Below are 25,172 nucleotides of genomic sequence, written 5' to 3'. Positions count from 1 at the left end.
GCGGTGCTGGTGCGCACCTAGGCTGAAAACCATGACGGCTTCGACGCTCACACGTCCTTCGACAGCCTCGACGCTTTCGCCGCGTCGGTTTTCTGTCGCGGCTCAAGCGCCTGCTGGACATCGACGCCCGCGAGGTTGAGGGTCTAGATAAAGGATTAACAGGAGTTCTTGCTTGATTGAAAGCAGACACACCGAACGATCTGGAACTTGGTCGCCAGCCCTTCCGGTTGTGCAATGGCACTGGTCGTGTGGGCGATCTAGCCAAGCCACGGTTAGGATCGGACTTGTATTCTATTTGCAGTGCTGACGAGGACTTACTCCTGAAGAGGTACACACGTGAGCGTTCAGAACTCTCTCGATGCTTTGAAAAAGACTGATCGTCTCGTCGATGCCCTGCGGCTCGCCGACGATTTGGCAGTCCAAGCAAGCCGCAACGGCGGCGTGAGAAACATTCGCATACTCCGCAGCGCCATCGCTTCGAAAGACCAGATCGTTGCGATCGCAGCGACTCATGCGCTTGCGCAAATGGTTGATGAGGAAGCCGACCTGGCCCTATCTGAACTCTTATCCAGTGAACATGGTTTCATCCGGGAGCATGCAGCTTGGGCGCACAGGTCCCGCGTTCCTCGCTCCGAATCCATGGGGCGGCTCATCGGCCTGGTTGCTTCGGGGGGCTTTGCCGCGATGTTGTCCCAGCGAACTCTTGAAGCGTGGGGAACCCCCGCACCTGAACTGGTAACCATCGGTCTGGAAAGCGCCCTGCTTGGTGTCTTTGAAGCGGAGAGCCGCTATCGGTTGGTGGAGACACTGGGCCTGGTGTATCACCCCATCGCCACTGCTCCCTTGCTGCGCATAGCCCACGACGAGAACGAGGATTTATCTGTTCGAGTTGCAGCCATCGCAGCATTGGGACAACGCAAGGGGCAGCCAAAAATAGTCGATCTCCTGGAAAAGCTAGTTGAAAACGGAGGCCGCCTCGCCGAGGTGGCCCAGCTTTCCTTGGTTGACCTTGACGTTCAAGACGTTTCGGAAAGCGACGAGGCAATTCGGCAGCCCGACGCCGGTCTGACAGTCGCCCAGCTTTTCCTTCACGCCGATATCGACGCACACCTGAGCCAGTCCGGCAGTGGGGATAACGGCGGTATTGCCACCTTGTTGGTACGGCTCGGTGATGCGCTCGTGTCCGCCCCGGAACGTGATATGGATGATTGCCCCGCTGGAACGGACCATCGATTGCCGGTTGACCGTGTGCTGACCCTTTCAAGGGGTGACGCGGACGAGGCGGCACAGAGCGTGGCAGCACTGGGCAACACCCGATACGGCCACCTGTACGGCCGTATCCCTTTGCTGCAGGGCCCAAAGCGATCAGCGAACGCCTGGCCGTTCCTGGTCGCCGCCCGCCGAGGCATCAGCCGGATACTCAGGGCAGCCAGAGGCGTTCAAGTAATTCACCTACGGATGGCGGATGTGGGCAGTTTGGCTGCCTTCGACGTCGCCCGGGCCCTCGATATTCCGGTTGTCTTCACTGTGGCACCGGATCCACACTCGGTCATTAACTCGATGGATCATGCGGGCACTCTCAACCGGGAGAACTTTGGGAACATTGACGAGGTGGAACATTTTTGGTTCCGTGCCCGACTCGTTCAGCGACTGGCCGCTACCTCAGCCCACACCGTGTTCTTCCCAAGACCAAACCTGCGGCAGGACATCATCGAGCTGGTGGGCATTGACATTGCGAAGGAACCCAACCGACACACTGTTGTTCCCGAAGGCATCGATCTGCAGGTGATTGACCGGGCAGTCCTGGAAGCGCAGTCACTTGCTTCCGGAAAACCAGCGAGCGCAGCACTGCTCGAACTTCGAGACCTCCTCAGCAATCTTCCGGCCGAACGCCGCGGACTGCCGTTGCTGACCAGTGTTGGAAGATTTCACCGGGTCAAGGGCATGGCCACCATCGTCGAAGCGTGGGCTGGGTCCGACCTTCGTCACCGAACCAATCTTATGCTCATTGGTGGAAACCTCCAGAACCCCTCGGCCGACGAACGCGAACAACTTGACCTCATAGAGGCCATAGTTGACCCACGCGAACAACTCCGGGAGGGTTTGTTGCTTTCGGGGCACCGGCCCAACGACACAGTGGCCCGATGGGTCGCTGCGACGCGCACTGGACTGCCGGGTTTCGCGGCTCCGCACGGTGTTTATGTCTGCGGAAGCCTCAAGGAAGAATTTGGTATCGCGTTGTTGGAGGCCATGGCCTCAGGTTTGCTGGTGGTGGGTCCCGACGCGGGCGGTCCAGCAACCTATGTGGAACAGGGGCGCACCGGATTTCTCACAACAACTTGGGATACCGCGCTGCTGCGTGACGCGGTCAATGCGGCCCTGATGTGCGCAGCCGATGAAAACACGGACGATCGGGCTGTTTACGCCCGCAGGATTGTCCAGGAACGTTTCACGATCGAAGCGATGGCTCACACCTTGACCCAGGTGTATTCAGATGTGCACCACGACGATGTTGAAGTTCGAAGAGAATTGATGTTGGCCCCATGACACTTCTGATAATCAGCCCTGACTATGCCTCACATCTCTACCCCCTTGCTGCCTTGGGAACAAGTTGGCTGGAGGCAGGTGAACGGGTCGTGGTGGCGACCGGACCTGCCACCTCTGCGATTGTCGAATCCTTTGGGTTCGAACATGCTCCCTTGCAACTGAGCAGGGGTTCAAACCCTGGTGTGATCCGCGCTGAAGAACAGCCCGAAGGTGAAGACGAGTCACTGCGCGGATTTTTCTCGGCCACGCGCAGCGGCATGATTGAAACTCTTGCCTTCCAGGCAGAGGCCCGCATGAATGACCTGATGTGGGAGCCGGTCAAGACTGCCCGGGCGGTACAGGCAATCATCGAGGAGCTGAACCCGGAGACAATCATTGTCGATCATCTGGCGTTCAGCGCTCGTCTGGCCATGGTTGCTGCAGGAATACATCACATCGACGTCGTCCTGGGCCATCCCACGGCTTTGCCATTGCCCCGAGCATCCGAGGTGTACGGGCTTCCTCCGGCTTGGCCGGCCGCATTCTCCCCGGGCGAGGCTGAACTGCAGGAGCTGAAGAACTTGTGCGTTCAGGTCAGTGAATCATTCACCACGCAATGGAACCTGGCGTTGGCTCAGTTGGCTCCCACGCTCCAGCCCTCACCGGACGCTTTCGCCGAGCATGGCGACCTGCTCATTTTTAATTACCCCGCCGAATTGGTGTCAACGGAACGAACCAAGCTGCTGCCCCAGCACCTATTCCTGGGCTCCTCTGTGCGCTCCGAGCCCACCGAGCCGCACGTGGAGCAGTGGCTCGCATCCAACACCGACCCCTTCGTCTATGTGAGCTTCGGCAGCTTTCTTTCGGTGCGCGATGATGTCCTCAATAGGGTCGTCACCGCACTGCGGGAATCCGGGATCCGTGCAGCGGTGGCGTACGGTTCGGGGGATTTGGCAGCCCTCGGGGAAATTCCAGAACATTGGCTGGTGGGTGAATTCCTCCCGCAGGTAACATTGCTGGAATCAGCCGCCGCGGGCGTGACCCACGGGGGCAACAACAGCGTCACCGAATCTATGACGTTTGGGGTGCCGTTGGTGGTTTTGCCCTTCTCTACAGACCAGTTCGCCGGTGCCGCTGCGCTCGAATCCACTGGCTTCGGCGCAGTTCTGGCCCCGAATACCGCCACCGTTGCAGACATCAAACTCGCTCTCGGCTCGATGCTGCAGCTTCCCGAAGACAAACGTGCAGCCCTGCATGAACTTGGGCGTTCTCTGCGCCAAGGGGACGGGCACGCCCGGATTCGTTCGGCCCTTCAGGGGTAGCTGCCTTCAGCAGCGCCCCGTGCCATTGTGGGAGTGGTGGCTCACTTGTTAGCCTTCGCCCATGACACAGTTACGTGATGCCCATCTGCTCGTTGTTGGCGCGACCGGTGGGCTTGGGTCTGCCATCTGCCGTCGGTTGGCCGATGAAGGAGCACGCTTAACGCTGGCAGGGCGAAATGAGGCGAAGCTAGCGGCCCTGGCGGAAGAGCTGGGCGAAGCGGTGGTGACAACGGTGTCTGCCGACCTGAGTGTTCCGGCCGGCCCAGCAGCCGTGGCTGCGGCAGCGGCGGAAGACGGCGGAATAGATGGTGTGGTTTATGCGGCAGGCGTCGTCGCGTTCGGGCCGTTGGGAGAGCTCGACGACGAGACTTTCGATGAGTTGCTGTTGCTGAACTTTGTCGCTCCGGTGCGGTTGCTGCGGAGTTTACTGCCGCAACTCAATCCCGGGGCCGTCGTTGTGCACCTCAGCGCCGTCGTCGCTGAGAAGCCGATGAAAGGAATGGCCGCCTACTCGGCGACCAAATCAGCCTTGACGGGCTTTAGCGCCGCCATGGGTGCAGAGTTGCGCCGGCAAAAGATACGCGTTCTGGATGTGCGCCCTCCCCATACGCAGACCGGTCTGCACACTCGCCCGATCTCTGGCGTCTCGCCGCCTCTGGGACGGGGCCTGGCTGCTGACGTTGTGGCGGCCCGGATAGTGGCGGCAATCGCCGCCGATGAGGCGGACCTTTCTGCCGCTGCGTTCGATTGACGTCCCGGGCCGTTCTGGAAGTTCAGTGTCGGAGCGGTTTCAGGGAGCTTGCATTGTCTGCTTTTAGGGAATTTGCAACCGTGTTTGGCGCCGCCTCATCCGGGGTTCTCGAGATCGAGTATTATCTCATTGCGGCGCATAAACGATGGCTTGATCGGCGGATCGAACCGGGCGAAACGTGGTGTACCGATGGGTGTCAGTCCGGCGGCTGCCACAGCACTTCTCAGCGTGTCGAGATGGTGTTGATAGCTCGCGGCAGTCCACCGACCGCTGAAACTGATGACCGCAGCGAGAGTCTCTGGAACAGCCCGCAAGTGGACGAGGGGGCTGGTGGGCCGAGGCGCGTTCTCGAGAGTGAAACCTTCCGGCAGAACGAAAGCAACCCGGAACCGTGGGATCTCAGCGCTGCCGGGCCGCATCTCAATTCCCTGCTGCACGACAGGGGCGGTCATCTCGATTGTTTCTGACGCGGAGTCCTGGACCACCGGTGCGGTCATGGCGACTTTCTGGCTTGAGCGGTTCTCTCCGGCGATATAGGCAAAGAGGTAACGGAAGGCGCGGTTGCCAGCGCCTTCAAAGGAACCCTCGGTGATCACCTCGGCGAGCAGGTGCCCGGGATAACTGCGCACCTGAAAATCCTCGTGGCTTTGAACAATCTGGTACGGCTGTTGTTCAGTCATTCCCCCACGCTACTCCTGCAGTGCTGATTGAGCCTTGAAACGCGCGACGTTAGCGTCTGTGGAACGTGCAGGCGTCCGCCGCATTGGTGGCAAACCATCAGCATTTACACAGCCGCGGGGTTTCCACACGAGCGTACGATGGGTTTCATCGACGGTGTTGATTGCGTGGACAGCCAAGTTGGCGCTGGCACCGATTTGAATTATTCTGGCCGTTCAGAGGCCAAGGCGGGAGCGTCGGTCATGACGCGAGGACAAAGCTAACGGTTGCACGCGCCTCCCGTGCCGACCCGTTTCCGCGAGCTCATCACGGGCCGCGAACGGTTCCGAATCTTCCTCACCATTGGTGACCACCCCGAAGCAGGCGCGGTCCCATCAGATATCTTCACGCATCGTGGCTTGGTTCCTGCGGAATTGAGCCAATTTTCAAGGACTTGATATGACTATTCTCGTGGCCATCATTGTGGTGGTCCTGATCCTGGCGCTGATCGCGCTCAAGCTATCGATCCGGGTCGTCACCCAGTACGAGATGGGGGTGCTTTTCCGGCTCGGTCGGGTGATCGGGGTCCGTGCCCCCGGGCTGACTTGGATCATCCCGGTCATTGACCGGATGCCCAAGGTCAGCTTGCGGACCGTCACCATGCCGATCCAGTCCCAAGGCATCATCACCCGGGACAACGTCAGCGTAGACATCTCTGCGGTCGCGTACTTTCACATCGTTGATGCGGTCAAATCCGTCGTCGCGATCGAGAACGTCTATTCCGCCATTGACCAAATCGCCCAGACCACGCTGCGGAAGGTTGTCGGCCAGCACACCTTGGATGAGGCGCTCTCGGAGACCGACAGGATCAACCTGGACATTCGAGAGATCCTCGACGTCAGCACGGTGGACTGGGGTGTGGAGGTAACTCTCGTCGAGCTCAAGGACATTCAGCTGCCCGACAGCATGAAGCGCGCCATGGCCCGCCAGGCTGAGGCCGAGCGTGAGAAGCGCGCCAAGATCATCAACGCCGAGGGTGAGTCGTTGGCCGCGGCCGCTCTGGGGGAAGCCTCCGACACCATGATGGCGCACCCGCTTGCGCTGCAGCTGCGCAACCTGCAGTCTTTGGTTGAGATCGGCGTCGACAAGAACACCACCGTCGTCTTCCCCGCGCCGCTGATGAGCACAATCGGCGAACTTGGAGCATTCCTCGCCCGTGAAACGAAGTCCGCGGCCGGGCTGGCCCCAGAGGACCCCGGGACGGCGAAAACACCTGTTGCGGACCTCCTCGCGGCCGTCCCGAATGGCGTCAGTCGGCCAAGCATCGACCCGGCCGCGCACATCCCGAAGTGAGAAGGAATGTACCCGTGACCGACAACGTCGCCGTCGAACTGTCCGCAACGAGTCCGTTGCCGCGGCCATCGCTGAGCGCTGAACTCCTGCGCCGGATGGATGCTTACTGGCGCGCTGCGAACTACTTGTCAGTGGGGCAAATCTATCTTTATGACAATCCCTTGCTCAGGCGCCCGCTAGCGCTGACGGATGTGAAACCGCTGGTGGTGGGGCATTGGGGCACCACCCCGGGGCAGAACTTCATTTACGTGCATCTGAACAGGGTGATTGTGAAGTACGGGCTCGATATGTTCTACGTTGCGGGACCCGGGCATGGCGGGCCGGCGCTGGTGGCCAACACCTACCTTGAGGGCAGCTATTCAGAGATCTACCCGGACGTCAGCGAGGACGAGGCCGGGTTGAAGAAGCTGTTCAAGCAGTTCTCGTTCCCGGGTGGGATCTCCAGCCACGTCGCTCCGACCACCCCAGGATCGATCCACGAAGGCGGTGAACTGGGCTATTCCTTGAGCCACGCGTTCGGTGCCGTGTTCGACAATCCCGGGCTCGTCGTCGCCTGTGTGGTGGGCGACGGGGAGGCCGAGACCGGGCCGCTGGCCACCGCGTGGCAGTCCACGAAGTTCCTCAACCCGGTCAGCGACGGGGCGGTGCTGCCGATCCTGCACCTAAATGGGTACAAGATTAGCAACCCCACGGTGCTGGCACGGATCGAGCCCGAGGAACTGGAGGCGTTCCTGCGTGGTTGCGGATGGGACCCGCGCTTCGTCGAAGGTGATGATCCGGGGGCGATGCACCAACTGATGGCGGCCACTCTCGACCAGGCAGTCGAAACGATCCGCAGCATTCAGGCTGATGCGCGTACCGGTGGTGCTGCGACCCGGCCGCAGTGGCCGATGATCGTGTTGCGTTCTCCGAAGGGGTGGACCGGACCTCAGGTGGTTGACGGATTGCAGATTGAGGGCACCTTCCGGGCGCACCAAGTGCCGCTGCTCGTGGATGAGGCCCATCCGGGGCACGTCGAACAACTCGATCAATGGATGCGCAGCTATAAACCGGAGGAGCTGTTCGATGAGAACGGTCGGCTGCTGCCCGATCTGGCAGCGCTGGCTCCCTCCGGGGAACAGCGGATGGGTTCCAATCCCCACACGAATGGCGGCCTGGTGCTGCGGGACCTGCGGATGCCCGATTTCCGGGTCCACGCGGTCGCCGTGACGGCGCCCGGTGCGGTGGAAGCACAGGATACGCGCGTCCTGGGGGATTTCCTGCGCGATGTCATCAGGTTAAACGCGGAGCGACGCAACTTCCGGATCTTTGGCCCGGACGAGACCTTGTCGAACATGCTGGGGGCGGTGTTCGAGGTCACCGACCGCCAATGGGAGGCCCGTATGGTCGAAGGTGACGAGGCACTGGCGCCTCAAGGTCTCGTGTTGGACTCGATGCTCTCCGAGCACCAGTCCCAGGGATGGTTGGAAGGCTACCTGCTCACCGGCCGCCACGGCCTATTCAACTGCTACGAGGCATTCATCCACATCGTCGACTCGATGTTTAACCAACACGCCAAATGGCTCAAGATCACCAAGGCCCTGCCGTGGCGACGTGACATCTCGTCGCTGAACTACCTACTGGCCTCCCATGTGTGGCAGCAGGACCACAACGGTTTCACCCACCAGGATCCCGGCTTCCTTGACCATGTGGTGAACAAAAAGGCCGACATCGTCCGGGTCTATCTCCCGCCGGACGCCAACTGCCTGCTCACTGTCGCCGACCACTGCCTACGCAGCCGTCATTACGTCAACGTCGTCGTCGCCGGTAAGCACGCCATGCCACAATGGCTCACCATGGCCGAGGCGGAGCTCCACTGCACCAAGGGAATCGGGATCTGGGAGTGGGCCAGCAATGACCGCGGTGCCGAACCCGATGTCGTTTTGGCCTGCTGCGGGGACACCCCAACACTGGAGGTGTTGGGGGCTGTGTCGATCCTGCGTGAGCACCTGCCAGAGCTGAAGGTCCGGGTCGTCAATGTCGTGGACCTGATGAAGCTGCAATCAGCGAGTGAGCATCCACACGGCCTCTCCGATCAGGACTACGACTCGCTGTTCACCAAGGACAAGCACATCGTGTTCGCGTTCCATGGATATCCGACCCTGATCCACCGCCTGACCTACCGGCGGACCAACCGTAACCTGCACGTGCGCGGCTACAACGAAGAAGGCACCATCACCACCGCCTTTGACATGCGCGTGCAGAACCGGCTCGACCGCTTCCACCTCGTCCAGGACGTCGTCGACCGGCTGCCCCAGCTTGGTGCAACCGGGGACTACCTTAAAGAAGCGATGACCAACAAGCTCATCGAACACAACCTCTATATCAACCAACAGGGCCAGGACCTGCCCGAGATCCGCGACTGGGTCTGGACCCCCTGGCAATGACCGACCACCTCTCCGACCGTCCCCGCGCCGGTGCCCAGCCCGACGACGGTCAAGCCGCAGACAGTTTCCCCACCCGCCGGCACCGGCGCGACCGACGCCGACAGTCCTTTCGCTGGAGCTTCTCATGATGAGCACGGCGCCGCGACCCCCATCCGGGGTCGGCATCCCATTGGAGTAGGCGGATACCCACCATGAGCGATGACAACGTTAGATCCTCGCCGAGCGCGTTCACGACGGGCGAGTCTGCGCCGGTCGGTTCGACGGCGTCAAATCCGGATCAGTTGCCTGACTTGGCGTCGCTGCCGATGGCGGACGTCCTCCAGCAGCTCGACACCTCAGCGGAGGGCCTGACTCAGGCCGAAGCAGCGCAACGGCTGAGCAAGTACGGGCCGAACGAGATCGCCGAGCACAAGTCCAACCCGCTGTTGAAGTTCCTCTCGTACTTCTGGGGGCCGATCCCGTGGATGATCGAGGCCGCGGTGATCCTCTCCGGCGCGGTGGGGCACTGGCCGGACTTCTTCATCATCTTGGTGCTGCTGATGGCCAACGCCGTGGTCGGCTACACCGAGGAACGTCAAGCCGGGAACGCCATCGACGCGCTGAAGGCCAAGCTCGCCATCAGCGCGAGGGTCAAACGCGACGGCGCATGGGTCACCCCGGCGGCCAGGGAGTTGGTGCCCGGTGACGTGATCCGTCTGCGTCTCGGTGACATCGTCCCCGCCGACGCCCGACTCCTGGACGGCGACGAGATCGAGGTTGACCAGTCCGCCCTCACCGGAGAGTCCCTGCCGGCCACTCGCGGTCCGGGCAATCCGGTGTACTCGGGCTCGATCATCCGCCGCGGTGAGATCGGTGCGCTGGTCTACGCCACCGGCATCCACACCTACTTCGGCAAGACTGCCGAACTGGTCGCCGACGCCCACACCGTCAGCCACTTCCAAAAAGCAGTCCTGAAAATCGGCAACTATCTCATCATCCTCGCAGCAGTCTTCGTGGCGGTGATTGTGCTCGTCTCCCTGCTTCGGGGCGACGCAATACTGACCACCCTGCAGTTCGCCCTGGTGCTGACCGTTGCGGCGATCCCTGTCGCGATGCCTACGGTGCTGTCGGTGACTATGGCTGTCGGTGCCCGGCTGTTGGCCAAGAAGAAGGCCATCGTCAGTCGGCTGGTCGCGATCGAGGAACTGGCCGGCGTGGACGTCTTGTGCGCGGACAAGACCGGTACCCTCACGCAGAACTCGCTGACCCTAGGTGATCCGTTCAGCGTTGACACGGTCACCGCCGCCGAGGTCATCCTGGCAGGCGCACTGGCCTCCCGCGCCGACAATGACGACCCCATCGATCTCGCCGTCCTCGGCGGCGTCAACGACAAAAACGCACTGGAGACCTACACGATCAGCCACTTTGAACCGTTCAACCCGGTCGACAAACGCACCGAGGCCAGCGTCACCGGTGCGGACGGGAAGGCGTTCAAGGTCAGCAAGGGCGCCCCGCAGGTCATCCTCGCTCTCACCGGCGAGAGCGCCAAGAACACACCGGCTGTCGAGGAAGCCGTCAACGATTTTGCCGCCCGCGGCTACCGGTCACTGGGAGTGGCCCGGCGCGACGGCCAGGACGGGTGGAACTTTTTGGGGGTGCTTCCGCTGTTCGATCCGCCACGAGAGGACGCCCAGGCCACAATTGCCACCGCAGAAGCGATGGGCGTGAGCGTGAAAATGGTCACCGGTGACGCCATCGCGATCGCCAAAGAGACCGCCGGAAAAGTCGGGCTAGGCACCAACATCCTCGACGCCGCTGGCCTCGGTGACGTGAAAAAGGAAGAGAGTCCGGCGAGCGTGCGCTCCATCGAGACAGCCGATGGGTTCGCCCAAGTCTTCCCCGAGCATAAATACCACATCATTGACGTCCTGCAGCAGCGCGGCCACATCGTCGGCATGACCGGCGACGGCGTCAACGACGCCCCGGCCCTAAAGAAAGCGGACTGCGGCATCGCTGTTTCCGGCGCCACTGACGCCGCCCGCGCGGCGGCTGCCATCATCCTGCTCACCCCCGGGCTTGCGGTGATCATTGACGCGATCAAGGAAAGCCGCAAGATCTTTCAGCGGATGAACTCCTACGCCATGTACCGCATCGCCGAAACATTGCGGGTGCTGCTGTTCGTGACCGGGGCGATCCTCTTCTTCAACTTCTTCCCGGTTACCGCGATCATGATCGTCATGCTGGCACTGCTCAACGACGGCGCGATTCTCTCCATCGCCTACGACAACGTCCACTACAAGATGAAGCCCGAAGCCTGGAACATGCGTATGGTGTTGGGTATCGCCACCGTTCTGGGCGTCGTCGGGCCGATCGCCGCATTCGGCTTGTTCTACCTCGGCGACAGGGTTTTCGGCGTAGGCCGTCCCCAACTGCAGACGATGATGTATCTGATGCTGTCCGTTGCCGGGCATCTCACCATCTTCCTCACCCGCACACGCGGCCCGTCCTGGTCCATCCGCCCGGCCCCCATCCTGTGGATGGCAGTTCTCGGTACCCAGGCCATCGCGACCCTGATCGCTGTCTACGGTCTTTTCATGACCCCACTGGGCTGGGGCTGGGCCGCTTTCGTCTGGGGCTACGCCATCATCTGGGCCCTGGCCAGCGACCGCATCAAACTCCTTGCCTACCGCATCCTCGACCCCGCCAACCCGACCACCAACCCGGACGATGGGAAGCCGACCAAGGCCACTGCGTCACCTGACCACCACTGCGCCCCCGGCCCGTCCTCGACGACGACCAGCGCCTTCTACACCGACACCGAACCGGGCGACCCCGTCTACCACGACTACAACGACTGACCCTACGGGCAGTAAATCAGGAACCATCTCCACGACCACCCCGGCACCGACGAGTCCTCGGCGTCGGATGGAAATCCTGAAGGTACCGCTCGGGCGACTCACGGTTTCGCGCTTATGGTCCTGACTGCTCGGTGAAAACCCATTCGTTGCCGTGGCGAATGAGTCCGAATTCGCGGAAGCATTCTTCTTCGATGCGCCGGAAGTCCTCCTTTGCCCGGTCCAGCGCCGCCGGCCTGGGGTCGGCGAAGGCGACGCGGGCCAGTGCACGGCGGCCCTGTTCATACGTTTCATTGGTGACCGTGACGACGTGGCCGTCGGGGAAGACCAGAAACGTTCCCCCGTTCGTGTGAACCTGGGGACGTTCGATCCGGGCGGTACCGGATTGCGGCCGTCGCAAGGCGGATGTGCGGTTGTTCATGTCAACTCCGGAACGGGAGTCTTCATGAGACTGTTCAGGGGGCGGTCTTTGGAATCTTCGCCGCACGAGTGTGCGTTTACCGGCGGAGCCGGGACGCGGCCGAGGCTGAACGGACGGGCGGGGGCCGTCGGTCCGTTGTTCTACTCCCGACACTGGTAATGCATGGGGGCTCGAAAGGATGCGCAGAACCGTTTCCTGATTCAGCCAACCTCGCAGCGAGCCGTCTGCATCTGTAACGGGCAGCCCAGCGTTTGTGGAGGAGCCCAGCACGGCACCGAGGACCATTTGAAGAGTGTCCTCTGGCAGCACCGTGGCTGTCATTTCGGCGGCGTCGGAGAGCGTCATGCGGTCCCTTTCGTCGTCGTCGTCGTTTAGCACGTTCGCAAGGTGTTGAACCGTGACAATACCGGTCAGTGTCCCATCCGCACCGATGACGGGAAGGGCCGGGTGTTTGGCACCCAGTAGCCGTCGGGCACCTTCCGCGACGCTTAGATATCCCGGAAGGGCACGAAACGAGGTGTCCATGACGGCGTCTACCCGGGTTCGGCTCAAAAGTTCCGTGCCCGGGTGCCGCTCCAGATCGATTCCGCGGCGGCGCAGTTTGAGGGTGTAAATGGTGTCTCGGCTCATGATTTTTGAAACACCGGTGGCGACGACGATCGCCAGCATCAGGGGCAGAATGATGGAGTATTCGCCCGTGAGTTCGAACATGATGATGACGGCCGTTATCGGCGCCCGTGCGGCTCCGGCGAAGACCGCGCCCATGCCCACCAAGGCGAAGGCGCCGACCTGTCCGTTCAGGGCCGGTACCAGGAAACCGGCGACCTCTCCGAACGCGGCACCGAGCATGGCGCCGATGAACAGTGAGGGCGCGAACACGCCACCAGAGCCTCCGATGCCGATGGTGAGGCTGGTGGCCACGATCTTGCCTACGAGCAAAAGGACCAGAAAACCGACGGCGTAGGAACCGGCGACTCCTGCTTGCATGACCGGGTAGCCGACCCCGTACATCTGCGGCAGGACCAGCAGCAGCAATCCCAGAAGCACGCCTCCGGCCGCCGGCCGCAGCCACGCCGGTCCGTGCCAGGCCCAGTCGCACAAATCCTCGATCAGGTACAGGATCCTGGTGAAGCCGACGCCGGCAATCGCGGCAAGCAGGCCCAGCAGGATAAACAAAGGGTACTCAGCGGCCGAGGTGATCGTGAAGGCCGGTAACTTCAGGAAAGCCTCGTTGCCCAGAAAGCTGCGCCCAATGATGGAGGCCGTCACCGATGCAAGGACCACGGCGCCGAAGGATCCGGCGGCAAAGTCGGCGAGGATGAGTTCCAAGGCGAAGAACACCCCGGCAATCGGAGCGTTGAAGGTGGCAGCGATGCCGCCGGCTGCACCGCAGGCAACCAGCGCCCGGACCCTGGATTCCGGCATCCGGAATATACGGGCGAGCCAAGACCCCAGCGCCGAGCCGATCTGGACGATCGGGCCCTCCCTGCCGACGGATCCTCCGGAGCCGATGCAGATGGCTGAGGCCAGCGCTTTGACCAGGGCAACGCGGCCTTTAATTCTGCCGCCGTGCTGGCTGACGGCGTACATGACCTCCGGGACGCCGTGGCCACGGGCCTCGGGGGCGAAGCGTTGGACCAAGGGTCCATATAAGAGCCCACCGACAACCGGGGCCAGGACAACGAAAAATCCCCCTAGCCAAGGCGCCCAGGGATGGCCCGGGTGGCCGTGGCTGGCGGAGTAGTCCGACGTGCCGGTAAAGATAAGCGTGGCGATGCTGATCAGCCAGCGGAACGCGACGGCGGCCAGTCCCGCGCCCGCGCCGACGAGGATGGCCATTGCGACCCACTGGTAGGATGTTCCCGCGAGCCGCATTGGCAACGTGCGCACGCTCCTTCCCCCCGGCAACCAACGTCGTCCGGTCGAAGGCAGGGCGGTCACGTCAAACTCCTTGGGTAAGAATATCTATGAAGTGGTGCAATATATGTACTATAGCAATCATGACGATATCATCACCCGGTGCCGCCGGCGCATCCCGGCCCGATGCGGCCGTTGACCCAGGATTTGAAGTTGTCGATAAGTCGCTGACCGCGTCACGGGCGCTGCTGGGTGTTATTGCCCGGTCCTTGGCGCCGGTCATGGACGCCGTCACGCTTCCACAGTTCAGGGTGCTGGTGGTGCTGTCGAACTTCGGGCCGCTCCGAATGGGAGAGCTTGCCGTGCGGCTGGGTACCAACCAATCCACCTTCAGCCGCTTCGCGGACCGCATGGTGGCTGGGGGCCTGATCGCCAGATCAGCGAGCACCGAGAACCGCCGCGAGGTCATTATTTCCCTCACAGAAGAGGGCTCGCGCATCTGCGCCGAGGTCACCCGGTCCCGTCGGCAGGAGATTTCCGTGGTGCTCAGCCGACTGTCCGGTCCCGAACAGGAGACCGTTCTGGCAGGATTTGAAGTGTTTGCCCGCGCAGCCGGCGAACCGCGCGCGGATGAGACCTTGATCCTGGGCTTATAGGTGGGTTCTTTTCCTGGCGATGCCGGTGCTTCCACGGTGCCGGACCGGCGGCCCGGGTCTGACCCGGAAGAGTAGGCTTCGACTGTGCCTGATGTAGAGCCGTTTAGTCTTGTCATCCTGCTGGTGGCGGCAGCCTTGATGGTGGCAGTCGCATCGAACCGGCTGGGCCAGCGAATACGCGTTCCCGCTCCGGCGCTCTTCCTCGTCGTTGCCGCAGTCGCATCGGACCTCTTCCCGGTCCTTGGCCAGGTGCCGATCAAGGTTGACGAGCGTATTGTCACGGTGGCCCTCGTCTTCATTCTGTTCGACGGTGGAATGCACATAGGCTTCAGACGCTTCCGCAGTGCCTCGGCCGCGATCGTCTGGATCGGCGTTGCCGGGACGGCTGTGACGGCAGCCGCACTTGCCGCCGCCGCCCACTACTTCTTCGGCTTTGACTGGCGGGCATCGCTGCTGTTGGGAGCGGCGCTCTCACCCACGGACCCCGCGGTGGTCTTTTCAGTCCTCGGAGGCCGTGAAATCGCCGGCCGCAGCGGGACGATCCTCGAAGGAGAGTCGGGCGCGAACGATCCTGTCGGCATTGCCCTGATGGCCAGTCTCCTTGCCGCCGGCGGTGGTGGCCTGTCAGCGGTGGCCGGAGGCGTGGGCGAATTCCTCCTGCAGATGGGCGTCGGAGCCGTTGTCGGGATCCTCGGCGGCTATGGCCTGATGAAATTGATGCGCCATGTGGGGCTGCCGAACGAGTCGCTGCATTCGGTGCGGGCTATCGCCTGCGCCGCGTTCATCTATGCGGCGGCCACCATGCTTCACGGATCGGGGTTCCTCGCCGTCTTCCTGGCAGGGATCATAGTTGGTGATTCCCGGGCGCCTTACAAACTGGAAATCGAGCGTTTTGCCTCCGGTATTGCCAGTATTGCGGAAATTGTCGCGTTCGCCGTACTGGGATTGAGTGTCTCACTGCGTGACGTCCTCAGCTCGGGAGTGGTACTTATCGGTCTCGCTCTGGCGGGGCTGCTGATCCTTGTCATCCGACCGGTCCTGGTTGGCTTGTTGTCTGTCAGGATCCGGCTCAAGCTGGGGGAGCGGGCGTTTATTCTTAGCGCCGGGCTGAAGGGTGCTGTGCCTATTCTTTTGGGCATGTATATCCTCGGGTCCGGTGCCGACCACGCCCAGGCGATGTATTCCATCATTTTCATCGTCGTACTCATCTCGGTTGTCCTGCAGGGGGGCCTGTTGCCTTATCTGGCGTCCGCATTCCGGGTGCCGATGCGTCGGGTGGAGCAGCAGCCGTGGGCGCTGGGGATGCGGTTCAGCGATGAACCGCACGGCCTGCACCGGTTTGTTGTTGCCGAAGGTTCCGCTGCCGACGGGGCGACAATCGCTGATCTGGAGCTGGGCGAAGACGGCTGGATCAGCATGGTCCGCCGCGACGGACATCTTGTCCAAGTCCGAGGCGGCATGAAGTTGCGGGCTGGAGATTCGGTGCTTGCCCTCTCAGAGACCGCCGAGGCAGTCGCTGAGCTTTTCGGGCCGCGAGCGTGAAAGCAACCCGGGGAACGTTCTCTTCCCTTTCGAGTCGGCTCAGCCACGGGACCCACGACCCCGTCAGGTGATCGAGTATGCCCGCGCGTGGGTGCGTGACCAGGTCACGATGACGCAAGCCGACCAGCGGTTGCGAAACGACCTCTACTGGACGGCTCAAGCCCCGGAGGCTGCGAGCAGAAGGGGCTCCATTTTTGCCTGCAGGTAGTGCTGCCCTTCTTCACTGGGGTGGTCCCCGTCGGGCCCGATCAGCTGGTCCGCGTGGCCCATGAACCATTGGTTTTGGATCGGATCGATGAAAGTTATTCCGGCCTCTGCCGCCGCGGCCTGGTCCTGGTCCCGGACCTGGAGCAGCTCAGGGTCAGGGGTGGTGGTGTAAGAGGGAGGGCCGACGGCGATTATAGCGGCGGCGGGTGCGGCGGCTTTGGCCTGGGCGTAGGCGGCAGCGGCGGCATTTTTTAACTCTGTGTTGTCGGAGCCCATATCATTTTCGGAGCCGAAGATCAGCACGACCTTAGTTGCCGCGGTGACGCTTTCACTGATTTCGGAGGCGAACGTCCGATCACCGTCCCCGACGCTGAGGTAGCCGCTTCCGTTGGCGGCGGCGTTGGTGATCTGCAGGGGGCGGATCCGTTGTGCGGTGCCGTCTTCGACCAGGTGGGGCCACGCGAGCTCGGCGCTGGTGCCGTAACCGGTACTGAGGGAATCACCGATAATGACGACCTGGGTGGCGTTCGGATTCGACGCTACAGCGCCGGTACGCGGAGGCGCCGGGTCTGCACGGACGCTGACGGTGGCTAGTCCGGCAAGGACGCAGACCACGGCAAGGGGCGCCGCCCATCTCCATTGCTTTGCCTTCCACCACGGAGTTTTCATTGGCATTCCTGACGTCGTGGTGGTGTGACCGTAGGGCGGTCGTCGTTCCACACTGCTTCCTATTTTGGCGCATGGATCTGAGAGGGGGTAGTGGAATTTCTTCGGGGACGGATGATTTTTCCGGCAAGGGTAAAGCCCTGACCTACTGAGACTTTGGGAATGTAGGCCCTGCCGATGGCGTTGGCGATGCTCGGCAGGGCGGCGGCATCGGGGTAGAGCATGAAGAGGGGTTCATAGCGGGGTTGGAATTTGGATTTAAATGCAAGGAGGGATCTGAATCCGTAGACCGGTTCCAGGATGGCTCCGAGGCGGCCCAGCAACCGGTCCAGTCCACCATCGGGAGCCGGGGTGAAGCCCCCGCCGGCAGCGGCGCCAGTTTCCGCCGTCGCCGTAATTCTCGCAAGGGGTGCGCCGGAGAGACTGATGAATTCATAGCCGCCGTCTTTGAGGGACAGGGCGGCAGAGGCGATGAGGAATTCGATGCCGGCGCGGAAGCCGGCGCTGCGGCGTCGCATGAAGTCCAGCGTCCAGCCGATGATCGTCCCGTCACGGTAAACGGGCAACCAAGACGCTACCGCGTGGACGGTGTGCTGGTCATCGATCGCCAGCAGGCATCGTACTTCCGGATCGTTGATCTCATCCAGGCCGCCCAGGGTGAACCCCATCTCCGGCATACCCTTGTCGGCGACCCATTCTTCGGAGATGGCGTGGATCTGGTCCACGATGGACAGCGGCGCCGTCGGGTAGGAGATCCACTGGGCGCGGATTCCTTCTTTGGCCGCTTTGTTCAGGGCGGTGCGGATGTCCTGGAATTTCCTGCCGGAAAAGGAGATGGTTTCCAGATCCAGGATGGTTTCCTGAGCCACCTGCACCGATCCCCAGCCGTTGGGCGCGGTGATGGCGCGTACCTCGTCGGGGACGGAGTAGAAGCACGGGGTCCAGCCGTTCTCCCCGGTGTAGCGGGTGAACTCATCCATGGTGGTGCGCAGTTCCTTTGCGGGCCCGACCGGAGGACCGAGGGTCAGTGCGACGCCGGAGAGCACCCGGTAGGCAATGAAGCTGGTTCCAGTGGTGGAGAACCAGTAGCTGTTTCCGTTCCACAGTGTCATCCAGGAAAGGGAGGAGCCCTGCGTGTTTTTAAGGATCGCCCGGGCCCGGTCCTCGTCACTGCCGTGGACGTTATGGGCCGGGCGCAAGAAGGACCTGAAGACCAGGACGGCGGTGATGGTCCAGAACGTGATGCCGATGCCTTCATACAGGGCAACGGCGGCACCACTTTCCGGAAAGAATGCCGGAGACAGATCCAGCAGATAGCCCAGCGGCACGAACCGGTCCGGGATGTCCGCCAGGAGGTCTCCAATTCCCGGTATCGGAGTGAAGCCTCCCGCCAGCAGCAAGCCCGCCAGCAGGTAGATTCCCGTTAGGGCCGCGGCCAAGACAATGATGGTCAGTGTCAGGCGGGGGTAGGTTCTGGGCGGGGCGCAAACGGGAAAGAGCTTCCGGGTCACCAGCAGGAGAATGACCAAGAGGATGGGCAGCAGCAACGGCAGGATCAGGGCCAGCGGGTGGTGGAACGCGGTGATATCGATGGCGCCTGGCCCCTCGTTGGGGGTCTTGTTCGGCCCAGCGGGCATCAGCGCCGCGGCGATATAGCTGCCGGCCAGGACCGCCACCGCGCCTTCGAGCACCAGGGCGGCATACCAGGCAAACCGTCGGCCCCGGCGCAAACCATCCGCAAAGAGCAGGAGCAGGACCGATGGCAGGATGGACATGAAGATCCCGCCGGCACCGGCACGCAGCTGTAGCTGCGCCGCGGCACAGTCCTTGAGCCGGGTGGGGTCTGCACACAGACTGTGCAGGGTTTGGGGGTCAACGGGTTGAATGTTGGTGAACAGGAACCGCAGCACGGCCAGCGGTCCGACGGCGTGGGGCAGCAGACCGGCCAGAACCGGACCGACAGCGGACGCGGCCACAACCATGGCGACAAGAACCCGGGCTTCCCGACGGGACGTGACGGGGATGCCGAACCGCGGACGGCGTCCTTGCAGCAGTGGCCCGAGGAGTGCGCCGGCAGTCGCTGCACCGAGCCGTATCAGATCGGGGAAGGAGCCACTGTAGAGCGTGAGCAGGATCAGCAGCGCAAAAATTCCCAACCGCAGACGACGACGCCACAACGTCCCCAGCGCTGCGGTCGCCGCCAGCCCAGCACCACAAATCAGCGCGGAAGGCCCCAGAAACCAATGCGTCATCAACTGTGCTGACCAGCTGCCCATCAAGTTCCGGCCGCCGTACACAACCGCTGTGGCGGCGAAGATGCCCACCACCTGAGAGGAGAGAGCGGCCGCAGCAAACCGCACACTGCCCAGCCGTCGTTCGGCCGGAATGCCGGCGGCAACCAGCAACACGGTCCCGACAAGATAGCCGGGGAGGTCCCGCCCCCAGAACGCACCCGTAACCAGCACCTCCCAGTGCGCCGGAAGGGACGAGGCGGTGACGACGGCATAAGGGCGCAGCGTCCCTCGTGGACCGGCAAGAACGGTAGAGGTAAGGACGCCCAGTATCCAAAAGAGGATGAGGAAGGTCACGGTGACCGGGGCATAGGTCCAGGGCAGGAACCAGCCCGGCCCCGGGCGGGACGTTCGGAGCCTGCCAGGGTCAGGGTTTAGTTTTACTGCGTTCACTGCTGTTCCTCGGGTGGTACTAATCCTTCGTTCAGGGGGCGGGAGGGTGGATGGGGTCACTGTCCATGCTCACACGCTGCGCTCCGGCCCGGGGCGTGGTGAACCGGGGAGCGAGGAGGTTGTTCCAGATCGGCAGCCACGCCAGGATCGCGGCGCTGGCAATGAACACCGAACCAAGCACATCACTGAGGTAGTGGACCCCTAGATACAGGCGGGAAAACGCGACGAGGGCCACAAACACGGCACCGATTCCCAGAAGCAATCCCTGGCGGCTGGCGGTGCTGCCAATGACGAGGACGACGGCCCAGACCAGGGCCACGGCGAAGGCTGTGTGCCCGGAGGGAAAACTATCCGTACCGCGCTCAGAGATCAGTGCGTGCACGGCCCCGTCCGGGGGCCGAATCCGCTCCACAAGCCGTTTACCGACTTCGGATGAGAGCCAACCGACACTGACCACTGATCCGAACGCGAGGGCGCGCATCAGGTTGCGTCGGATCACCAGGAGGAACAGGCAGACCAGAAGAAGGATGATGACTGCGCCGGCAGGACCGAGGCCAGTATTGATGGCCAGTGACATGCCGGTCAGGACTGGGTTGCGCTCCTGGCTTAAGGCCACGTCCACGCCCAGTTCCGGTGTCATAGCGCCAGCGCCCTTAACCATCAGTCCGACGGCGACCGCGGCGGCGAAGACGGCAGCGGCGAGTGCGATCCACCACAAGGAACGCAAAAACGGAAGCGGGGCCCGTTGGCGAAGTCCGGATTGTGGGCCAAGTGGTGCGGTGATCATGGTCATCCTGACATAGGGCTGGAATGTAGTGCCGTGTCAGCATGACGCAGCATACCTGAGACGATGCTGAGGAAGGCTTCTCAGTTTTCCTTCAGCATCTGTGCGTCATACTGCTGATAAGGAAAGGGCTTCTGTGCGGATTTTATTAGTTGAAGACGAGAAACTGCTGGCCGAAACGGTCCGACGCGGTCTTGCGAACGAGGGCTTCATTGTGGATGTGACCCACGACGGGGTGAGCGGTCTATGGGCGGCGACTGAGAATCCTTATGACGTGATCATTTTGGATCTCATGCTACCGCTGAAAAACGGATACGACGTCCTCAAGGAGCTGCGCGAACGCAAAATCTGGACGCCGGTGATGATGCTTACGGCTAAGGACGGGGAATATGACCAGACCGACGCGTTCGATCTGGGAGCCGATGACTATCTGACCAAACCGTTCAGTTTTCTGGTGCTCACTGCCAGGCTGCGGGCATTGATCAGGCGTGGTGCCCCGGAACGGCCGGTGGTGATGACGTTGGGAACATTGACCATGGACCCGCTGAACCGCAGCGTACACCGCGGCGATACCGCAATTTCCCTGACGGCGCGCGAATACGGCTTGCTGCAGTTTCTGCTGCGCCGGCACGATCAGGTGGTATCCAAAGCCGAAATCCTCGACAACGTCTGGGATCCCGCATTCGAGGGCGGTGACAATGTGGTGGAAGTCTATGTCGGCTACCTGCGCCGAAAAATTGATGCCCCTTTCAAGGTCTCTACCCTGAGTACTGTCCGAGGCATGGGCTACCGGCTCAGCGCGGACCGGGACAACCCGCCTAACGGCACCTTCGGACAGCAGCGGACCGGCAGGACAGAGGCATAGTCCGTTAGGGACGACGGGCCGGCGGACGAGGGGACGGCGAAGTCAGGGTCAGTCCGGCAGGTCCGGCGAAAGGAAGATCTCAAAACGGCACTCCCCGGCCGGGGACACCGAGGCGGTGATGCTTCCGTGGTGGGCGGCCATGATCCCTGCAGCGATGGCCAACCCCAGTCCGCTGCCGCCGCTTTCGCGTGAACGGCTCTCGTCAAGACGAACGAACCGTTCGAAGATCCGCTGCCGGTCCGCCTCGGGCACCGGGTCGCCGTCGTTATCGATCACCACGCGCGCTCCGCCGGGGCCAGCGGTGAGACGGACCAAGATTCGGGAGCGGGCATGCCGGTTGGCGTTGTCGAGGACATTGCGCAGCACCTGTCCGAGCCGTCGGGCATCGCCGGTGACCCTTACCGGGGTGAGGTCTGCGCTAATGTGGTGCGCACTCATGGAGCGAAGCCGGCGGATTTCGGTGTCCAGGACGTCGTCGAGGTCAACGTCTGCCGCCGCGACGCGCACGCCCTCATCGTCGGCCTTGGCAAGGGTCAGCAGATCATCGACGAGGTAGCGCATCCGGGCCGTTTCCCCACTGAGCATGCTCTGCATCTGGCGCCAAGTGTCCCCGCTGGGGTCCGCGGCCGCGATTTCCAGGCCGACGCTGATGGTGGCCAAGGGGCTGCGCAGTTCATGGCTGGCGTCGGAGATGAATCTGCGCTGTTCCCCGTCGGAGGCCTGCAGACGGTCCAGCATCGTGTTCATGGTCAGGGCCAGATGGTGGATTTCGTCGTTGGTGGCAGGAATATCGACCCGCTCGCTGAGCCGGCTTGCGTTGATCCGGGCGACCTGCCCGCGGATGCGCTCCACCTGACGCAGGGACCGGCCTACCAGAACCCACACGGAGGTCCCCACGACGGCCAGCAGCAACGGTATTGCCCCGAGCATGAACCATGCCACCGTGGATACCGTATCCGCCTGGACTTGAACCGTTGAGGCGACCACGACGGTATAAACGCCGTCCCCGGATTGGACGCCGGTGGCAACGATGAGGAACGCGTCGGTGTCGCCGATGCTTTGCAGGCTGGACACATCCTGGCTGACAGTCTGCCCAGGCCCGGGACGCTGCGCAGACAAAGCGGTGGTGTCAGCGGATTTTTCCGAGGACGCCACGACGGCGCCGCTGGGGCTAATGATCTGCACATACTGACCGCTGTGCGCGGAGGCGCCCAACGACCGCCCCGCTTCGGAGACGTCCTGGCTGCTGATCTGCGCTGCCACATCCGCGGCCTTACGTTTCCCTGCCCCCTCGGTCGTAGCGATCAGGGAGGTCTGCAGGAGCACCAGCAACAGCAGACCCCCCACGAGGAGGGCGGCGGCGACGACGACGACGGCAGTCGCCGTCGCTCTTTTTCGCACACCCCAGATCGGCATCCCCGACAGGGAAGGGGAGCGCTGCGGCAGGGGAGAGAGTTTCATGGAACAACAATGACCGTGCCCGCACCGATTTCATAATTACCGTCTGTGGCTTCTCAGCCCGCTCACAACCAGACTTAGGTTCCTCTCAGTGGTCCCCGGGCAGACTGGATTCATCGCCACCCGCTCCGGATGGCAACGGCGGCCACAGCAGCTGTCCACGAAGAAAGGAACCCCCAATGACGATCAAGGAAGAACAGATTATGAAGAAGACTCTTGCGAAGATGGGCATGAAAAAGAGGGTGATGTTGGGTGCAGTCGGCGTACTGGCTCTCGCCGGACTCGGTGCCGGCGCGGCCAGTGCCGCCACCGCGCCCCCTGCGCCGCCGTCCTCCTCGGCTCCGGCAACCGCCGATACGCCCACCGCCGGTGACACCCCGGATACGGCCGGCGCTACCGAAGCACCGGACACATCCGGCGTCACGGACGCACCGGACGCATCCGGCGCCACGGAGGCACCGGATGCCGGCGAAAAGGCCGGCGCCCCCGAGAAGCCCGGCGATGCCGGCCCTGACCTTCAGCAGAGCGGGGACCACACCGATCCCGGTGACCTTCCGGGCTCCCCATAACAGGGCTTAGGCCAGCCGGAGACGACACCACCGAAGAAGGCGCCTATGGGAACCCGCGCAACAAACCCTCGCCGAGGGCTTGACTGAAAACAACCGAACGGCCCGTGAAGGAATCCCTCCTCCTTTACGGGCCTTTCATCGCCAGGGACTTTCCCAGCAGCGACTTCTCCTGCCGGCTGATCCTGGAAATAAACCATTAGACTCAGGGGTTCATCCCTTTCCGCCTACCGCCAGGACACTTTCCATATGGGCGCCATCTCCGGCATAGCTCTAATTTCCGGTCCGTTCCCTCTTGCGGTGGGCGTGCTGGCCTGCGTTGCCGGAGCTTATTTGCTCCTGCTCCGCCGCCGCCGCTGGGTCCTGTACATCGGAGCCTCCGCGGTACTGGCCGCCGCCGTGGCATGGGCCATCAACTGGTATTTGGTCAACCTCTCCGGTATCACGGCCTACGATCTGCCGTTACAGGTGATCGGGTGGATAGGTGCCGGAGTCCTCGCGGTGGTGCTGATGGTACTGAACCTGATCTTAGGCGGACGGTGGCGCAAACTCCTCGCCCCCGCGGCGATGGCCGCCATTGTGCTGACTGTCGGGGTGCAGATCAACCTGTACTTCGGTACTTACCGCACCATCGGGGACTTCACAGGGGCGAGCACCGCGGCCATCGCCCCTCTCGCCCCGTCCACGGCTAAGCCGTCCGAGGCCTCCGGCCCCGCCGCGCCGGCCGCAGGCCCCGTCATCGATCATTGGGTGAAGCCTCCCGGACTGCCGACGCACGGCACAGTGAACTCGGTGCAGATCCCCGGTACCGTCTCCGGATTCAACGGCCGCGCCGGATACGTCTACTTGCCGCCTGCCTACCAGGCGGCGGCGCATCCACAGCTGCCGGTCCTCGTCCTCATCCCGGGACAGCCCGGGTCCCCCGGGGACTGGCTCACGGCCGGCCAACTGCAGCCGGTCATGGATGCGTTTGCCTCCGCCCATCAGGGACTCGCGCCCGTCGTCGTCGTTCCCGATGCTAACGGGTCCAGTTCCGCAAACACCATGTGCATGGATTCCCGGATCGCCAAGACGGATACCTATCTTTCCGTGGACGTGCCGGCCTGGATCAAGAGCACCCTCACCGTCGACCCGGACCCGGGACACTGGGCCGTCGGCGGGTTCTCCTTTGGTGGCACCTGCGCCCTGCAGATGGCTGCCCTACACCCGGCAATCTACCCCTCGGCCATCGATCTCAGCGGTGAGGCCGAACCTGCACTGTCCGCGAACCGGACGGCAACCGTGCAGGAAGCGTTCGGCGGCAATACCGCTGCTTTCGATGCCCTGACGCCTCTGACCGTGATGGCGAGAAACCGGTACCCGGACAGCTGGATCTATTTCGCCGCCGGCGGCCAGGACAGGTTGTTCATCAAGTATATGAACGAGGTCTCCGCGGCGGCCAAGGCAGCTGGAATGACAGTGAGGACGCACACCGTCGCCGGCGTCGGCCACTCCTGGGCCGTACCCCTGAACGCTACGGGACCAGCGCTGACGTGGCTCGCACCACGCCTGGGCCTCACCCGGTAAACACCGGCACCAGACACACCACGTAAATGCA

18 protein-coding genes are annotated in these 25,172 nt (G+C 62.7%); 12 read left to right on the top strand and 6 right to left on the bottom strand.

What is annotated here, in order from left to right; all coding sequences use genetic code 11:
• Positions 1–336: 336 nt before the first annotated feature.
• The 3 genes from OS914_RS14905 to OS914_RS14895 all read left to right on the top strand — a co-directional run bounded on the left by OS914_RS14905 (position 337) and on the right by OS914_RS14895 (position 4,599).
• The gene (locus tag OS914_RS14905; RefSeq protein ID WP_267546849.1) at positions 337–2,547 is read left to right on the top strand and encodes a glycosyltransferase; all 2,211 of its coding nucleotides are present in this window, start codon (positions 337–339) and stop codon (positions 2,545–2,547) included.
• On the top strand, positions 2,544–3,848 hold the full coding sequence (locus tag OS914_RS14900) for a nucleotide disphospho-sugar-binding domain-containing protein (protein WP_267546848.1): 1,305 nt from the start codon (positions 2,544–2,546) through the stop codon (positions 3,846–3,848). Before OS914_RS14905 ends, OS914_RS14900 begins: the two co-directional genes overlap by 4 nt.
• Before the next feature lie 61 nt (positions 3,849–3,909).
• Entirely contained in the window at positions 3,910–4,599 is a 690-nt protein-coding gene (locus OS914_RS14895; RefSeq protein ID WP_267546847.1) for an SDR family NAD(P)-dependent oxidoreductase, read from the top strand.
• A 95-nt stretch (positions 4,600–4,694) separates the two neighbouring features.
• Here OS914_RS14895 and OS914_RS14890 read toward each other — a convergent pair whose 3' ends face one another.
• Positions 4,695–5,279 carry an SOUL family heme-binding protein gene (locus OS914_RS14890; RefSeq protein ID WP_267546846.1) on the bottom strand — a complete coding sequence of 195 codons (585 nt, stop codon included), beginning with the start codon at positions 5,277–5,279 and terminating at the stop codon, positions 4,695–4,697.
• 436 nt (positions 5,280–5,715) lie between these two features.
• On the opposite strand from OS914_RS14890, the gene OS914_RS14885 reads away from it, so the two are divergent.
• The 3 genes from OS914_RS14885 (at position 5,716) to OS914_RS14875 (ending at position 11,872) form a co-directional block, all read left to right on the top strand.
• Positions 5,716–6,609, top strand: a complete 894-nt coding sequence (locus OS914_RS14885; RefSeq protein ID WP_267546845.1) for a slipin family protein — start codon at positions 5,716–5,718, stop codon at positions 6,607–6,609.
• 14 nt (positions 6,610–6,623) lie between these two features.
• Positions 6,624–9,035, top strand: a complete 2,412-nt coding sequence (locus OS914_RS14880) for a phosphoketolase family protein (protein ID WP_420713965.1) — start codon at positions 6,624–6,626, stop codon at positions 9,033–9,035.
• A 191-nt stretch (positions 9,036–9,226) separates the two neighbouring features.
• On the top strand, positions 9,227–11,872 hold the full coding sequence (locus tag OS914_RS14875) for a plasma-membrane proton-efflux P-type ATPase (RefSeq protein WP_267546844.1): 2,646 nt from the start codon (positions 9,227–9,229) through the stop codon (positions 11,870–11,872).
• Between the two features lie 112 nt (positions 11,873–11,984).
• On the opposite strand, the gene OS914_RS14870 is transcribed toward OS914_RS14875, so the two are convergent.
• Entirely contained in the window at positions 11,985–14,180 is a 2,196-nt protein-coding gene (locus OS914_RS14870) for a chloride channel protein (RefSeq protein ID WP_267546843.1), read from the bottom strand.
• A 110-nt stretch (positions 14,181–14,290) separates the two neighbouring features.
• Here OS914_RS14870 and OS914_RS14865 point away from each other — a divergent pair, with 110 nt between their 5' ends.
• From OS914_RS14865 to OS914_RS18125, 3 genes are all read left to right on the top strand, one after another.
• Positions 14,291–14,803 carry a MarR family transcriptional regulator gene (locus OS914_RS14865; protein WP_267546842.1) on the top strand — a complete coding sequence of 171 codons (513 nt, stop codon included), beginning with the start codon at positions 14,291–14,293 and terminating at the stop codon, positions 14,801–14,803.
• Positions 14,804–14,887: 84 nt separating this feature from the next.
• Positions 14,888–16,345 (top strand): cation:proton antiporter domain-containing protein, encoded by a 1,458-nt coding sequence (locus tag OS914_RS14860; RefSeq protein ID WP_267546841.1) that lies wholly within the window; start codon positions 14,888–14,890, stop codon positions 16,343–16,345.
• Positions 16,290–16,553, top strand: coding sequence for a putative immunity protein (locus OS914_RS18125; RefSeq protein ID WP_324290668.1), 264 nt, complete (start codon positions 16,290–16,292; stop codon positions 16,551–16,553). Before OS914_RS14860 ends, OS914_RS18125 begins: the two co-directional genes overlap by 56 nt.
• On the opposite strand, the gene OS914_RS14855 is transcribed toward OS914_RS18125, so the two are convergent.
• Genes OS914_RS14855 through OS914_RS14845 form a run of 3 tightly spaced genes read right to left on the bottom strand, consistent with a single transcriptional unit; the run spans position 16,502 to position 20,689 of the window.
• A complete protein-coding gene (locus OS914_RS14855; RefSeq protein ID WP_267546840.1) occupies positions 16,502–17,221 on the bottom strand; it encodes an SGNH/GDSL hydrolase family protein in 720 nt (239 codons plus the stop codon). The genes OS914_RS18125 and OS914_RS14855 overlap by 52 nt on opposite strands.
• A 59-nt stretch (positions 17,222–17,280) precedes the next feature.
• Positions 17,281–19,902 (bottom strand): bifunctional lysylphosphatidylglycerol flippase/synthetase MprF, encoded by a 2,622-nt coding sequence (locus OS914_RS14850; RefSeq protein WP_267546839.1) that lies wholly within the window; start codon positions 19,900–19,902, stop codon positions 17,281–17,283.
• 31 nt (positions 19,903–19,933) lie between these two features.
• Positions 19,934–20,689 (bottom strand): phosphatase PAP2 family protein, encoded by a 756-nt coding sequence (locus tag OS914_RS14845; RefSeq protein WP_267546838.1) that lies wholly within the window; start codon positions 20,687–20,689, stop codon positions 19,934–19,936.
• Positions 20,690–20,822: 133 nt separating this feature from the next.
• Between OS914_RS14845 and OS914_RS14840 the strand changes: the two genes are divergently transcribed.
• Positions 20,823–21,551: a response regulator transcription factor gene (locus tag OS914_RS14840; RefSeq protein WP_267546837.1), complete on the top strand. Its 729-nt coding sequence runs from the start codon at positions 20,823–20,825 to the stop codon at positions 21,549–21,551.
• Between the two features lie 48 nt (positions 21,552–21,599).
• On the opposite strand, the gene OS914_RS14835 is transcribed toward OS914_RS14840, so the two are convergent.
• Positions 21,600–23,012, bottom strand: a complete 1,413-nt coding sequence (locus OS914_RS14835; protein WP_267546836.1) for a sensor histidine kinase — start codon at positions 23,010–23,012, stop codon at positions 21,600–21,602.
• A 176-nt stretch (positions 23,013–23,188) separates the two neighbouring features.
• Between OS914_RS14835 and OS914_RS14830 the strand changes: the two genes are divergently transcribed.
• On the top strand, positions 23,189–23,578 hold the full coding sequence (locus OS914_RS14830) for a hypothetical protein (protein WP_267546835.1): 390 nt from the start codon (positions 23,189–23,191) through the stop codon (positions 23,576–23,578).
• A 246-nt stretch (positions 23,579–23,824) separates the two neighbouring features.
• The gene (locus tag OS914_RS14825; protein ID WP_267546834.1) at positions 23,825–25,141 is read left to right on the top strand and encodes an alpha/beta hydrolase; all 1,317 of its coding nucleotides are present in this window, start codon (positions 23,825–23,827) and stop codon (positions 25,139–25,141) included.
• Positions 25,142–25,172 lie beyond the last annotated feature (31 nt).

Origin of the sequence: Arthrobacter endolithicus (assembly GCF_026627425.1) — a bacterium.
In the GTDB taxonomy this organism is placed as follows: domain Bacteria; phylum Actinomycetota; class Actinomycetes; order Actinomycetales; family Micrococcaceae; genus Arthrobacter_M.
The sequence above is the reverse complement of the archived record's forward strand: the minus strand, read 5'-3'. Positions and strand labels throughout refer to the sequence as shown.